At 73.8% G+C, this 12,736-nt stretch carries 14 protein-coding genes; 3 read left to right on the top strand and 11 right to left on the bottom strand.

The features are described 5' to 3' along the window. Position 1: 1 nt before the first annotated feature. Positions 2-1,720, bottom strand: a complete 1,719-nt coding sequence (locus tag IE98_RS0120450) for a GAF domain-containing sensor histidine kinase (RefSeq protein ID WP_030270900.1) — start codon at positions 1,718-1,720, stop codon at positions 2-4. 191 nt (positions 1,721-1,911) lie between these two features. Between IE98_RS0120450 and IE98_RS44800 the strand changes: the two genes are divergently transcribed. Further along, complete coding sequence (locus IE98_RS44800; RefSeq protein ID WP_052390734.1) at positions 1,912-2,685, top strand: CBS domain-containing protein; 774 nt, start codon at positions 1,912-1,914, stop codon at positions 2,683-2,685. 44 nt (positions 2,686-2,729) lie between these two features. Then, positions 2,730-3,425 carry a CBS domain-containing protein gene (locus IE98_RS0120435; protein WP_030270898.1) on the top strand — a complete coding sequence of 232 codons (696 nt, stop codon included), beginning with the start codon at positions 2,730-2,732 and terminating at the stop codon, positions 3,423-3,425. Positions 3,426-3,566: 141 nt separating this feature from the next. On the opposite strand, the gene IE98_RS0120430 is transcribed toward IE98_RS0120435, so the two are convergent. From IE98_RS0120430 to IE98_RS0120390, 9 genes are all read right to left on the bottom strand, one after another. After that, positions 3,567-4,268, bottom strand: a complete 702-nt coding sequence (locus IE98_RS0120430; protein ID WP_052390733.1) for a pyridoxamine 5'-phosphate oxidase family protein — start codon at positions 4,266-4,268, stop codon at positions 3,567-3,569. Positions 4,269-4,327: 59 nt separating this feature from the next. After that, the gene (locus IE98_RS0120425) at positions 4,328-4,774 is read right to left on the bottom strand and encodes a universal stress protein (RefSeq protein WP_030270895.1); all 447 of its coding nucleotides are present in this window, start codon (positions 4,772-4,774) and stop codon (positions 4,328-4,330) included. A 14-nt stretch (positions 4,775-4,788) separates the two neighbouring features. Continuing rightward, positions 4,789-5,070, bottom strand: a complete 282-nt coding sequence (locus IE98_RS0120420) for a dsRBD fold-containing protein (protein WP_043174678.1) — start codon at positions 5,068-5,070, stop codon at positions 4,789-4,791. Between the two features lie 498 nt (positions 5,071-5,568). Beyond that, positions 5,569-6,045, bottom strand: a complete 477-nt coding sequence (locus IE98_RS0120415; protein ID WP_030270891.1) for a hydrogenase maturation protease — start codon at positions 6,043-6,045, stop codon at positions 5,569-5,571. Next, positions 6,042-7,388 carry a Ni/Fe hydrogenase subunit alpha gene (locus IE98_RS0120410; protein ID WP_030270890.1) on the bottom strand — a complete coding sequence of 449 codons (1,347 nt, stop codon included), beginning with the start codon at positions 7,386-7,388 and terminating at the stop codon, positions 6,042-6,044. Before IE98_RS0120410 ends, IE98_RS0120415 begins: the two co-directional genes overlap by 4 nt. Next, complete coding sequence (locus IE98_RS0120405) at positions 7,385-8,218, bottom strand: oxidoreductase (protein ID WP_030270887.1); 834 nt, start codon at positions 8,216-8,218, stop codon at positions 7,385-7,387. The genes IE98_RS0120410 and IE98_RS0120405 overlap by 4 nt, the downstream gene beginning before the upstream one ends. A gap of 2 nt (positions 8,219-8,220) precedes the next feature. Further along, complete coding sequence (locus tag IE98_RS0120400; protein WP_030270885.1) at positions 8,221-9,018, bottom strand: FAD/NAD(P)-binding protein; 798 nt, start codon at positions 9,016-9,018, stop codon at positions 8,221-8,223. Continuing rightward, positions 9,015-9,476, bottom strand: a complete 462-nt coding sequence (locus tag IE98_RS0120395) for a cyclic nucleotide-binding domain-containing protein (protein WP_063748976.1) — start codon at positions 9,474-9,476, stop codon at positions 9,015-9,017. The genes IE98_RS0120400 and IE98_RS0120395 overlap by 4 nt, the downstream gene beginning before the upstream one ends. Further along, positions 9,473-10,663 carry a 4Fe-4S dicluster domain-containing protein gene (locus IE98_RS0120390; RefSeq protein ID WP_030270881.1) on the bottom strand — a complete coding sequence of 397 codons (1,191 nt, stop codon included), beginning with the start codon at positions 10,661-10,663 and terminating at the stop codon, positions 9,473-9,475. Before IE98_RS0120390 ends, IE98_RS0120395 begins: the two co-directional genes overlap by 4 nt. 501 nt (positions 10,664-11,164) lie before the next feature. Between IE98_RS0120390 and IE98_RS0120385 the strand changes: the two genes are divergently transcribed. Then, entirely contained in the window at positions 11,165-11,479 is a 315-nt protein-coding gene (locus IE98_RS0120385) for a rhodanese-like domain-containing protein (RefSeq protein WP_030270879.1), read from the top strand. Between the two features lie 441 nt (positions 11,480-11,920). On the opposite strand, the gene IE98_RS0120380 is transcribed toward IE98_RS0120385, so the two are convergent. Beyond that, positions 11,921-12,652, bottom strand: coding sequence for a hypothetical protein (locus IE98_RS0120380; protein WP_030270878.1), 732 nt, complete (start codon positions 12,650-12,652; stop codon positions 11,921-11,923). Positions 12,653-12,736: the final 84 nt, after the last annotated feature.

Below are 12,736 nucleotides of genomic sequence, written 5' to 3'. Positions count from 1 at the left end.
TTCAGGCGGCCGGCAGCGGTACCCGCCAGACCAGCTCCGTGCCCCCGCCGGGGCGGGTGCGGGCGTCGAATCCGCCGCGCAGTGAGGCCGCCCGTTCGGCCAGGTTGGCCAGGCCGCTGCGCCTTCCGCCCTCGGGCAGGCCGATGCCGTTGTCCGTGATGCTGAGCACCAGGTCGGCGCCGGCGGCGAGCGTCACCTCCACGGAGGTGGCCCCGGAGTGCCGGGCGGCGTTGGACAGTGCTTCCTGCAGGACGGCCAGCGCCTCGTCTGCCGTGTCGGGCGGGACGGTGACGTCGATCAGTCCGGTCATCCGCAGAGCCGGGGCGAATCCGAGGACGGTGGCTGCCCGGTCCACCGTCTCCCCGGCCCTTGCCCGCAGGCCCTTGCCGGCCGGCCCCGATCGCCGGGTCCGCAGGCCGAAGACGGTGGAGCGGATGGTCTTCGCGGTCTCGTCGAGGTCGTCGATCGCCCGTAGCACGCGGTCGGTGGCCTCCGGGTGGTCGATGAACCGGGTGGCGCCCTGCAGGGTCATTCCGGTGGCGAAGAGCCGCTGGATGGCCAGGTCGTGCAGGTCCCGGGCGATCCGGTCGCGTTCCTGGAGCAGGGCCACCTGCTCCGAGTCGCGGCGCCGCTCCGCGAGCTCCATCGCCACGGCCGCCTGGGCCGCGAATCCCTTCAGCGGAGCGGACTCGTCCTGGTCGAAGAGGGGCGCGCCCTCGGCGCGGGCAAGCATGAGCACCCCGCGGATGCCGTCCTCCGGGGTACCGATCGGTACGGCGATTGCCGGCCCGAGGCCCTCCCACCGTGGCGGTCCGGCTGTGATCCGCGGGTCCTTGTGGACATCGGTGCTGACCACCAGGCCGGCCGACTGCACGGCCGCACCCATGAACGATCCCTTCACCGGCAGCACCAGGCCCTGGTGGTCGGAGCCGCGCAGGCCCACCGCGATCCGGACCTCCAGTTCGTCCGTCCCCGGGAGGCGGAACGCCACCACCGCGAGGTCCGCACCGGCGATCTCGGAGGCGCGGCTCACCAGCAGGTCCAGCACCGTCTGCTCCGCCTCGCCGGACAGCAGGCCGCCCGTCACCTCGGCGCCCGCGGCCAGCCAGCGCTCCCGCAGCCGGGCCTGTGTGTAGAGGAGGGCGTTGTCGATTGCGACGCCCGCGGCCACCGCCAGGGTGGCGAGCACGGCTTCGTCGTCGGCGTCGAACCCGCCGCCGCCGCGCTTCTCCGACAGGTAGAGGTTGCCGAAGACCTTCTTCCGAACCCGGATCGGCACACCGAGGAAGCCGTGCATCGGCGGGTGGTGCTCGGGGAAGCCGACGGACGAGGGGTGGTCCGCGATCTCGTCGAGCCGCAAGGGCACCGGATGGCGGATCAGCTCGCCGAGCAGGCCGTGCCCGGACGGCAGCGGGCCGATCCGCGCCCGCTGCTCGTCGCTGATCCCCACCGGGATGAACTGGGACAGCCGGTGGTCCTCGCCGATCACGCCCAGCGCACCGTAACGGGCTTCCACCAGGGTCACCGCTGCTTCGACGATGTGCCGCAGGGCCTGGGCGAGTTCCAGGTCCCGGCCGACGTCCAGCACCGCTTCCAGCAGGCTGTGCACGCGGTCGCGGGCGCTGCGGGCGGCGTCGAGCCGTGCCTGGAGCTCGTCGAGGAGACCGTCCAGGTGGAGTTGCGGCAGCGGGGACCCGCCTTCGTCCCGTTCCTTGCCCACGTCGTTCTCCGTCCTGATCGGAGCGCCGTTTCCAGGCTAGTCACGGCACCGAGCGCATGCCGTGGCAGCAGGGGCCGCTCGACCCGCTCCGTGGGCCGTCCGGCCCATGGTGCGGACGCCGTCCCCGGACCGACGCTGAAAAGGGAACCCCGGCAACCAGTGGCTTGGCCGGGCCGTCCGAGGGAGTGGCCATGTTCCGTCTCGCGCACGCCCTCGGCGTGAGCCGCAACGACCTCGTCGACGGCCGCCCCGACGAGCCCCCGCGACACGCACACGCGGCCCGGCGCGCCCGACTGCTCCGGCTCACCGGGAAGGAGTGCCGGGACCGGCCGGGAACCCACGGCGTCGGCCGGATCGCACTGCCGGGGCACCACTACCCGGTCGTCCTGCCGGTCAACTGCACCGTCGACGGCCGCGCTGTCGCCCACCGCACGTCCGACTTCGGCATCGCGGCCACCGCGGCCGGCTCCGACGTCGGCTTCCAGGTGGACCGGACGGACCTGATGCACGTCCAGGCCGTCCAGGACGACCCCGACGAGATCCGCACCGTGCCCCGCCCCGAAGGCGACCGGGCCACGGCGGCGGGCCTGATGTCAGCCCCGCCCGTGTGCATCACCGCCGACGCCGGCGTGGTCGCCGCCGCCCGGCACATGGAGCGGAACCGAGTGAAGCACCTGCCGGCCGTGGACGCCGACGGCCTGCTGGTCGGCACGGTCAGCCGGGCCGACCCGGTGAAGGCCTTCCTCCGCGACGACCGGGCCATCGCGGAGCAGATCGCCGACGAGGTCCTCGGCGGTATCGACGGCATCGACCCGCCGCCGTGGACCTCCAAGTCGATCAGGGACGGGTCACGCTCAGCGGCACCATCGACCCGCCCTCCCCGGCGGCGGTCGTCGACAGGCTGTGCCGTCCGATCGACGGCGTCGTCCCGGTCACCGACCGGATCCGGCACGCGGCCGAAATGACCGCGCCCGAGTGAGGCCCTGATCCACCGAGGAGGAGGAGAACCATGCAGCACCGGAGCGTTCACGAAGTCATGACCCAAGAGGTGGTGACCGCGAGGCCGGACACGCCGTTCAAGGCGGTCGCCGCCCTGTTCCACCGCAACGACATCACGGCCGTCCCCGTCCTCGACGAACAGGACCGGCCGATCGGCATGGTCTCCGAGGCGGACCTGATCCGCAAGGAAGCGGTCCTGCCCGACCCCGAGGGCCGCACACCGGGGCGCTGGCTGCCGCCGAAGGACCGCGCCCGCGCCGAGGCCGAGACGGCCGGAGGCCTGATGACCACACCGGCCATCACCGCCCGGCCCACCTGGTCCGTGCCGGAGGCCGCCCGGCAGATGGACAAGCACAAGGTGAAGCGGCTGCCCGTGGTGGACGAGGCAGGCCGGCTCGTCGGCATCGTCAGCCGCCGCGACCTGCTGCAGGTGTTCCTGCGGCACGACGCGGCAATCCGCGAGGAGATCGCGCACGACGTCTTCGGCCAGATCCTGTGGACCCCGCCGGAAGACGTCGAGGTGACCGTCCACGACGGTGTCGTCACCGTCACCGGCCGCCTCCCGCGACGCAGCCTGATCCCGGTCGCCGAGCAGCTGTGCCGCGCGGTCGACGGAGTCGTGGCCGTCCACCAGACGCTCGACTGGACCGAGGACGACACCGAGGCCCGCCTCGAACACCCGCATGCCTACCAGGCCGGCAGCTGACCGGGTGCGCCTCCGGCAGAGGTGGCCATCGACCCCACACGGAGCGCCGGAACGCTGACGGACCGGGACCGCCGCCGCTACGACGGCGGTCCGCCGCACGACCGCGCCGCCCCTGGACGACGGGCAGCACCGGTCGTGGTCTCAACGGGTTGCCGCGGGGCCGTCAGTGCGGATGGACCGTCCTGTCACCGACGAGGTCCGGATCCGGACGTAGACGTCGCGGCCCTCACCGACCCATGGCTCGGGACGGCCCCGGCGCTTCAGACGCTCGACGGCCCCAGGCTCGTCGAGCCGGACCGCAGTGCCCCTCACCAGCACACTCCAACCCGAGCTCAACGCCTCGTCGACGAGGTCCACCTCGAACGCCAGGGATGTGCCGGGCTCCGGGCACACACTGCTTCCCTCCGCCGTGCGGTAGACCACCGTTCCGTCCGACACCCGGAAGTTCACGGGCAGGGCAAGGGGACCGCTCCCGGTGGACAGCACCACCCTGCCGACCCCGCCGGAGGCGAGCTTCGCCCAGCACTCCGCCGGCGCCAGCTCCTCGACCACCGGCTCCGCGGCGGCTGCCGCACGCCCCGGCGGCACCTCCGTGCCGGCACCGAGCAGCGTACGGACCGAGGTGCCCAACACGCCCGCCAGCCGTGTGAGGGGCGCCGAGTCGGGTACGGCGGCGGACGATTCCAGGTACTCCAGGTACTCCACCGCCATGCCGGCCCGCTCCGCCACCTCCTCGCGGCTGAGCCCCAGCCGCTCCCTGCACAGCGTCACGCGCCGTGCGACATCACCCCGTTGCCCGGCCGGAACTCCTGGGCTCCCGGTGCCCGTCGGCTGCCTGCGCATGGTTCACTCCCTTCTCCCTCGAAGACACGGCTCTCCCTCGAAGACACGGCCCGGAATGTCTAGGGGCCGCGCACGATCAGGACCGGGCACGGCGCGTGCTGCGCGCAGTGCTGTCCCACCGACCCGAGCAGTGCCCCGGTGAAGCCGCCGATTCCCCGGCTTCCCACCACCAGGAGGACCACGTCCTCCTCGCCGGCCGCCGACAGCAGCACCTGCGCGGGAGTGCCCTGGACGACCGCCGTGCTGATCTCGACCGCAGGCTCGGCGCCCGCCGCCTTCTCCACGCTTTCCGCCAGCACCCTCGACGCGATGTCGTTCATCGCCTTCTCCCCGGAGGCGGGGACGTCCGCGCCCCACCCCGTGAACGGCGGCTCCCAGGCGATGACCGCCCGCACCGCATCGCCGGTCAGCCCGGCCTGGCGGACCGCCCAGCGCAGGGCGCGCCGGGACTGCTCCGAGCCGTCCACGCCGACGACAATCGCTTGTCCTGACCGGTCGCCGGTCATGATTCCTCCTGGGATCAGCCGCTGGTGGCGGGCGTATTGGCCGCGGCGTCGTGCATGCCTGCGACCAGGAGCCGGTGTCCGAGCTCCATCAGGGCACGGCCGGCCGCGTACTCGTCGCCGATCTCGGGAACGGCGGCATCCTGCGGGCTGCGGTGGGCGCTGCTTCGGCTCTCCAGGACGTTGTCGCCGGTGTCGAGCACGCCGTGCGCGGTGGTCGTGTCCCCGTCCTCGAACAGATCGAGCTTGAGTGTCCAGGTCTTGACGTGCATGGGAGCCCGGGTCCGCTTTTCGGTCATCTCTCCGTCGCCTCCTCCGGCATGCGGCCGGGTGAGGCGCATGACCCACCGTCCGGGTCGCTGCGCCTGCGCCCGTACCACCAGCGTCGGCCGGGGGACCGGCATGCCGCTGGGGCCGTTCGGCCCTGATCCTGCGGACGGACGGGCACGGGCCGCCTGCCCGTGGCTGGACGCTCCGCAGCGCCTGCGGCGGAGGCCTCGCTTCAGGTCAGTGCCGGCCGACGGGACGGTTGTGGGGCGTGCCGAGCAGGCTCCCCGGCTGGGTGCCGGTGATGGCGGAGGGGGCGGGCCGGTGTGGCCGCCTCACCGGGCCCGCCGTACGACAGCGTTCCTCGGCGTGTGTACGGGCTGTGGCTTCGCGGCTTGCTCTCCTGGCGCCACTGTTCCGCCGGCGATCGCGAGGACGACCGTGCCGTCCACCGTCTCCTCGGCGACGGCTTCCCGCCGGGGTCGGGCGGCCCCGTTCCGCTCGGAGAACGGCCCTGGTTGCCGGCCGGGTCACCGTGCTTGTCGCCATAGTGCGGCCCGCACGGAGGCGGCCACCGACTCCACCAGGGCGGGAAGGGACGCCCGGACAGCGTCGGTGAGGCCGAGCCCGGGGGTGAAGTCCGCGCCTTCGACGGCGTGGACGACCAGGGTGCTCGGCAGCCGGTCGAGGGCGGCGGCCAGGGCCACCGTCTCTGCGAGGCCCAGCCCGTGGGTGCTGGCCGTTGCGGCCGCCAGCGAGGCGGCCCGCCCGGCCCGGAGGGTGTGCAGGCGCCCGGGACGGTCGGCGGGGGAGCGCACCGCCTCGGCGAGGACCACCGTGTCGGCCGGACCCCACAGCTCCAGCAACCGGCCCGGGTCCCCGTCGCTCAGGGCGAGCACGGCGGCCGGTGCACCCCGCACCCGCAGGGACTCGATCACGGCCGGCCCGGCGCCGTCGTCGCGGCGGAAGGGATTGCCGACGCCGATCACCACCACCCGGCCGGTCACTCCCGTTCCACGGTGAGGTCGAGGAAGTGAGTGGCGCAGGAGATGCACGGGTCGTGGTTGCGGACGGCCCGCTCGCACAACGCGGCCAGCCCCTCGTCCCCGGCCTCGGCCGGGGACTGTGCCAGCCGGGCTCCGACCTGGCGGCGGAGGTCCTCCTCGATCGCCGCCTGGTTCTGTGCGGTGGGCGGCACGATCCGGGCCCCGGTGACGGTACCGTCGGGGCCGAGCGCGTAGCGGTGGTAGAGCAGGCCGCGGGGTGCCTCGGTGGCGGCGCAGCCGACCGCCTCCCGCGCGGGCACCGTCACGTGCGCCCGCTCCGGCGGCCGGTACCCCTCGATGATCAGCAGCGCTTCCTCCAGGGCGTGCACCACCTCGACGGCCCGGACGACGATGCTGCGGTACGGGTTGCGGCACACCACGCCCGCCGTGGGATCGCCGAGTCCCGAGGCGCGTGCCGCCTCGGCGGCCGTCGGGTGGAGCCAGCGGCCGTTGAGCGCGTAGCGGGCGAGCGTTCCGGTGAGGTGCGGTCGGCCGTCCAGCCGCGACTGGAGCGCCGTCGAGTACGGCACCTGCTCCTCGACGACGCGGTGCTCGAAATCCGTGACGGGAAAGCCGCGCGGGACGCCTCCGCTCTCCGGCGCGGGCAGCACGGCGGGCTCGCCGGAGGCGATCGCGTAGCGGCCCGGGTCGTGCAGGGCCAGGAACTCCCCGTCGAACGAGGCCTCCGGGAAGTCGAATCCGGCGACCCAGCGCACCGTCTCCAGTGCTTCGTCCCGCGCGCGGCGCAGCTGCTCCGCCAGTGGGGAGAGTTCGGCCCGGGCCGGGGCCCTGTGGAAGCCGCCGATCCTGACGTTGACCGGGTGGATCGGGCGCCCGCCGAGGACCTCCACCACCGCGTTGCCCGCCTGTTTGATCCGCAGCCCGCGTTCCAGGGCTCCCCGGTGTCCGCGGGCGACCTCGACGGCATCGGCGCAGCCGAGGAAGTCGGGGGCGTGCAACAGGTGGATGTGCAGGGACTGGCTTTCGATCCACTCGCCGTAGTACAGCAGCCGGCGCAATTGCGCGATCGGTCCGTCGACGGTGATCCCGCAGGCGGCCTCGATGGCCTGGCAGGCCGTCATCTGGTAGGCGACCGGGCAGATCCCGCAGATCCGGGCGGTGAGATCGGGTGGCTCGGTGTGCCCCCGGCCGACCAGGAAGGCCTCGAAGAAGCGGGGCGGCTCGTAGATCCGCAGCTCGGCGGCGACAACCTCGCCTTCCTGCAGGCGCAGCCGGACGGCAGTCTCGCCCTCCACCCTGGCCAGGGCGTCCAACCGCAGGACTCGCGACGACCCGTGGCTCACTGCGGCCCCTCGGTGCCGAGCCCTTCGGCGATCTCCGGCACCGGACCGTACTCGGGCGCCGCGGCGTTGAAGGTGCGGAAGACGCGGACGACATCCAGCTCGGACATGCCGTCCCGGCCGAGTTGGCGCACCATCGACTCCAGATTGGGGTCGGTCACCGGTCCGAAGCATCCGTAGCAGCCCCGCTCGTACGCGGGGCAGATGGCCCCGCATCCGGCGTGGGTGACCGGGCCGAGGCAGGGAGTACCGTGGGCCACGGTGACGCAGGTGGTGCCGCGGATCTTGCACTCGTAGCAGACGCTGTGCGCCGGGATGTTGGGTTTGCGGTGGGTCAGGTACGCGGTGATCACCTCCAGCAGTTGGCGCCGGTCGATCGGGCAGCCGCGCAGTTCGAAGTCGACCGGGACGTGCGCCGAGATCGGGGTGGAGGTGCCGAGTGTCGCGACGAACTCGGGGCGGGCATAGACGGCGGAGCGGAACTCGGCGACGTCCGCGAAGTTCCGCAGCGCCTGCACACCGCCGGCCGTCGCGCAGGCGCCGATGGTCACCAGGCGCCGGGAGATGCCGCGGATGTGCCGGATCCGCCGGGCGTCCTCGTCCGTGGTGATCGATCCCTCGACCAGCGACAGGTCGTACGGCCCTGCACCCCCAAGGCCGGCCGGACCCCGGGAGCCCGTGCCCTCGGCGCCGCTCATCTCCAGGAAGTGGGCGATGCGCACCCGTCCGGCCAGCGGCAGCAGTTCGTCCTCGCAGTCGAGGAGGGTCAGCTGGCAGCCGTCGCAGGAGGCGAACTTCCACACCGCCAGGGTCGGCCGGTCGGCATCGTCCATGTCTACAGCTCCCTCACCGCGAGCAGTTGTCGGGAGACCGCGCAGCCGACCACCGGGCCGTCGCGGCACAGCAGCAGCGGCCCCAGCTGGCAGTGGCCGCAGTGTCCCGTTCCGCAGCGCATGTTGCGCTCCAGCGAGAGCTGGATGCGCTCGGGCGGCATGCCGCGTGCGAGCAGCGCATCCGCGGTGCGCCGCATCATCACCTCCGGCCCGCAGACGAGGGCGGTTGCGGTGCCCGCCCCGACGGCCACGCGGTCGAGCAGGGCGGTCACCACCCCGACGCTGCCCCGCCACTGCGGAGTCGGCCGGTCCACCGTCACCTCCACCCGGCACCGGTCGCTCCATGCGGCGAGTTCGCCGGGGAAGAGGAGGTCCGCAGGGGTGCGTGTCCCCACCAGGACGGCGAGACGGGCGGCCCGGCCCAGGAGCCGGTGCACGGCCGGCCGCAGCGGGGCCAGTCCGAGGCCGCCGGCGACCACCAGGACCTCGGAGCCGTCCGCCCCGTCGAGGTTCCAGCCGGTGCCGAACGGGCCGCGCACACCGAGGGCCTCGCCGGGGGCGAGCCGGCACAGCGCCGCCGAGACGGCGCCGACCGTGCGGACGGTGAAGGTCAGCGTCCGGTCGCCGACGGCGCTGACGGAGATCGGCACCTCCCCGACGCCGAAGGTGTACAGCATGGCGAACTGCCCGGGGGAGAAGGCCGACAGGGACACGCCGTCCGCGGCCAGGGTGAGCGAGACGCAGCCCGGGGTCTCCGGCCGGGACGAGAGCACCCGGTACGGGACGGGCACGGTGCTCACGGCGGACCGCCTCCGTCCGGTGCGTAGAGGTCCACCAGGCGCAGCCGGGCGGCCTGGAGCCGTTCCGCGATCACGGCGGCGCAGTGCAGGGTGAGTCGGAGACCGAACTCCGGCTCGGCCCCGCAGAGCGCCCGTACCCGGTGCGCGGGGAACTCCCACGCGGAGACCGGGCCGAGGGTCCGGGCGCCGAGGTGCCAGCGGTACGGCGGGAAGAGCCAGGACCAGCCGAGCAGTTGGCCGGCGCCGACCGTCTCGACCACCGGCGGACGACGCCCGGGCACGTGCAGATCGAGGGCGACCTCGCCGGAGCGGAGCAGCCAGAACCGGTCGGCCGCCCCGGCCTCGTCGAACAGGCGCCTGTCCGCGGGGAATTCGCGGTCGTCGGCGAGCCCGAGCAGGCGGGCCCGGTGCAGGTCGGACAGGCCGTCCAGCAGTGGCTGCGGCTGCGGTTCCGTCACGGCCGCCCGTCCCCGTCCCCGTCCGATTCGGCCCGCAGCCCGGCCCAGTCGTGCAGGGCCGCCGCCTCCTCGGTGATGTCGATGGCGACCGGGCACCAGACGATGCACCGCCCGCACCCGACGCAGCCGGAGGAGCCGAACTGGTCCCACCACGTTCCGAGCTTGTGGGTGAGCCACTGCCGGTAGCGGCTCGGCGCGGACGCGCGCACCGGGCCGCCGTGCACGTACGAGTGGTCGAGGTCGAAGCAGGAGTCCCACACCCGCCACCGCTCGGCGTGGTCGCCGGTCAGGTCGGTGACGTCCTCGGTCGTGGTGCAGAAGCAGGTCGGGCAGACCATCGTGCAGTTCCCGCACGTCAGGCAGCGCTCGGCGACCTCGTTCCAGCGCGGGGCGTCCAGCGTGCCGGCCATCAGCCGGTGCAGGTCCACCTCCGGCATGCTGCGGCCCATCCGGCCGGCGGCGGAGGAGACGCCGTCACGGGCGGCGCCGACGGTCTGTGCGTCGGCGGGCCGCAGCGGCAGCTCGGCGAGGACCTCGGCGCCCTCCGGGCTCCCGCTGCGGATCCAGAACCGGTGGCCCGCGGAGTCCGACGCGTCCGTCACCTCCGTCAGGACGAGGTCGTGGCCCGGGCCTGCCGCCGGGCCGGTGCCCATGGACACGCAGAAGCACGTACCGCCCGGTTCGGTGCATTCGACCGCGATCAGGAACGCCCCGGTCCGCCGGCCTTCGTAGACCGGATCGCGGTGCCGCCCGCCGACCATGACGCGGTCCTGGACGGCGATGGCGCGCAGGTCGCACGGTCGCACCCCGAGGAACGCGAAGCGGTGCGGCATCGGCTCGTCCGACTCCACCGCCAGACCGCCCTCCGACCGGTCGGCCCGCCACTGCCGGACCCGCGCCGGGTGCAGGTAGGACTTCCAGGACTGTGGGCCCGCCGCGTTGGCGAAGGCCGCGCGGTCGGACCGCTCGCGCAGCCGGTACGACCCGGCCGCCAACTCGACACCCCAGCCGTAGGGCAGCTGATCGGCGGTGCTGAGCTCGTCGAGGACGATAGCCCCGTCCCGCACGGTCGGGCCCACCACGGTGAAGCCCCGGGCCAGCAGCACCTCCACCAGGGCCGCCAGGCCGTCGGTGCCGATGACACCGCCTTCGGCCGCCGTACCAGGGGCACCGCTGCGCGCCGTCATGCCGTGCACCCTCCTCGCCGACGTCCGCCTCCATGTGTCGCACAGATCGGTCCCCGCGAGGGGGAAGCCGGTCCTCGACACCGCCGGATACGCCCGGACGGGTGCACGCCGTGCCGGGGCACCGGCCGATCGCGGACGCCGCCTTCGGCGGTCGAAGGCTCATCGCCGACAGGCGCGGCGGCCGACGCGGCGCGCTGCCCGTGGCGGAGGGCGCCCGGGAATCTCCCGATGCCCTGCCGGTGCGTCGTCCGCCAGGCGGACCAGCCGTTCCCGGCCCGGCCGTGGTGAGCAGGAGGGCCGCAGGGCGGCGACCCGAACCGGTGCCTCGGCCGACCGGGACCTCTTCCATGAGTTCCTCCGAGCCCTCGCCCGGGATGTCGTGTGTCTGCTGCTCGTGCGCGAGTACGCCACGGCCGGTGCGCAAGCGGCGGAATGCACTTCCCGCGGTGAGTGTTGCCGTAGGCTGAATATACCCCCCAGGGTATTAAGAAGGGTTGGAACATGGTGAGGGAAGTCGACATCGAGGCGTTCGGTGCAGCCCGTGATACGGGCGCGGTGGTGCTCGACGTGCGGGAGGCCTTCGAGTTCGCCGAGGGGCACGTGCCGGGTGCTCGCTGGGTCCCCTTGGGGATGCTGGCCGGAAGTCTTGTCGGCCTGCCCCGCGACCGAGCGGTCATGGTGATCTGCGCGTCCGGAAACCGGAGCAAGGTCGGAGCCGAACTGCTTGCCGGGGTCGGCTTCGACGCGGCCTCCGTCCGGGGAGGCGTCGCCGCCTGGTCGCTCTCCGGCCGTGAACTCGCGGCCGGAACCGGATGACCCTCCTTCGCGGGACGGCGTGCGGCGCGGACTGCGGGATTCCCGAGGGGGCCACCCACTCTTGCCGTCCTGGTCCTCGCCTCCGGCCCCCTCGTCGCCTCCGGTCAGCCCCTGCTGCCCGCCCTGTCCCACTCGACGCCGCCCTGGTTCGCCTCGTCCTGCTCCCGGACATCCTCCGGTTGACCGGCCGGGCAGCCTGGCACACCCTTGCCCGGCTCGACCGGATCCTTCCGAGGATCTCCTTCTCCCACGGCTGAGCCGCCATCGGCGGCTTCTCCGCGGTTTCCCCGGGCCGGTGTGACGTCCGGTGCGAGGGAGGCCCGGGCACGGCTGTCGGGGCATCGTTCGACGACCGCCGCGTGCGGCGAGGGTGCGATCGGTCCACTTCGGTCAGTCGGGTCGGAGATCCGACGGCTCGGGCGGGTGCCGCGTTGCGCGAGGTCATGTGAGCCGGGCCCCGGGGATCCGGTCGAGGGCAGGCCGTGCGGCGGCGGCACGGTGGTCGTGGTGCCGCGTGGCGTGGTGGGTGGACGCGTGCCACCGGCCGGCCGTCGGTGCACCGGCCAGCGCCAGGGCGAGTCCCGCGCCGAGTGCGGTGAGCAGCAGCGACCAGCGGATCGCGGCTCCCCGGACGCGGGGTCGGCCGTGCCGGGCGGCCCGCAGCCGCAGGTCGGCGCCGATCAGCCCGGGCAGGCGCCACACGTGGGCCAGGACGTGGACGGTGGTCGCCGCCGCCCAGCAGACGAAGGCGGCCTTGTGGAGGAAGAGGACGGGTACGGCTCCGGTGTCGCGGCCCAGGAGGGCGAGGGCGCCCCCGGTGGCCAGGACGGCGAGCGTGGTGGCGACCACGACCGGGCCGAGCAGTCGTAGCAGCGGATGGGGCGGCCCCTGCCGACGGTAGGCGGGACTGCCGGTGTAGTAGCGCACGATGCGGTAGCCGGTGCTGCCCAGCTTGAGCACGACCGGGCCGACGAGCAGCATGCCGATGAAGAAGTGCCAGGTGAGGAGCCGGTCCAGGAACAGGATGGTCACGCCCTGGGCCGCCAGGAGCAGCAGCAGGAGGGCGCCGGTGGCGGCGATCAGCCGCCGGTTCCCCTCCGGCCCGCCGAGCCGGCCCGCCGGGATCGGCGCGGCACTGCCGGCCGGGGCTGCGTCGCTGCCTGTCGAGACCATGTGATGGCTCCGCCTTCCGCTGGTGCAGGGCCGCGCAGGGCTGCGCGGGACGGCGGCCCGCCCGGTGCGAGGCCGCGAGCAGTG

Source organism: Streptomyces sp. NRRL B-24484, from assembly GCF_000717715.1.
GTDB lineage: Bacteria > Actinomycetota > Actinomycetes > Streptomycetales > Streptomycetaceae > Kitasatospora.
This window is presented reverse-complemented; position numbering and strand designations above follow the sequence as displayed.

Bases quoted from the DNA above. Each gene is read 5' to 3' on its own strand.
- IE98_RS0120390 (WP_030270881.1), bottom strand. From the start codon at position 10,663: ATGACGGCGCGCAGCGGTGCCCCTGGTACGGCGGCCGAAGGCGGTGTC.
- IE98_RS0120435 (WP_030270898.1), top strand. From the start codon at position 2,730: ATGCAGCACCGGAGCGTTCACGAAGTCATGACCCAAGAGGTGGTGACC.
- IE98_RS0120420 (WP_043174678.1), bottom strand. From the start codon at position 5,070: ATGACCGAAAAGCGGACCCGGGCTCCCATGCACGTCAAGACCTGGACA.
- IE98_RS44800 (WP_052390734.1), top strand. From the start codon at position 1,912: ATGTTCCGTCTCGCGCACGCCCTCGGCGTGAGCCGCAACGACCTCGTC.
- IE98_RS0120385 (WP_030270879.1), top strand. From the start codon at position 11,165: ATGGTGAGGGAAGTCGACATCGAGGCGTTCGGTGCAGCCCGTGATACG.
- IE98_RS0120380 (WP_030270878.1), bottom strand. From the start codon at position 12,652: ATGGTCTCGACAGGCAGCGACGCAGCCCCGGCCGGCAGTGCCGCGCCG.
- IE98_RS0120430 (WP_052390733.1), bottom strand. From the start codon at position 4,268: ATGCGCAGGCAGCCGACGGGCACCGGGAGCCCAGGAGTTCCGGCCGGG.
- IE98_RS0120405 (WP_030270887.1), bottom strand. From the start codon at position 8,218: ATGGACGATGCCGACCGGCCGACCCTGGCGGTGTGGAAGTTCGCCTCC.
- IE98_RS0120425 (WP_030270895.1), bottom strand. From the start codon at position 4,774: ATGACCGGCGACCGGTCAGGACAAGCGATTGTCGTCGGCGTGGACGGC.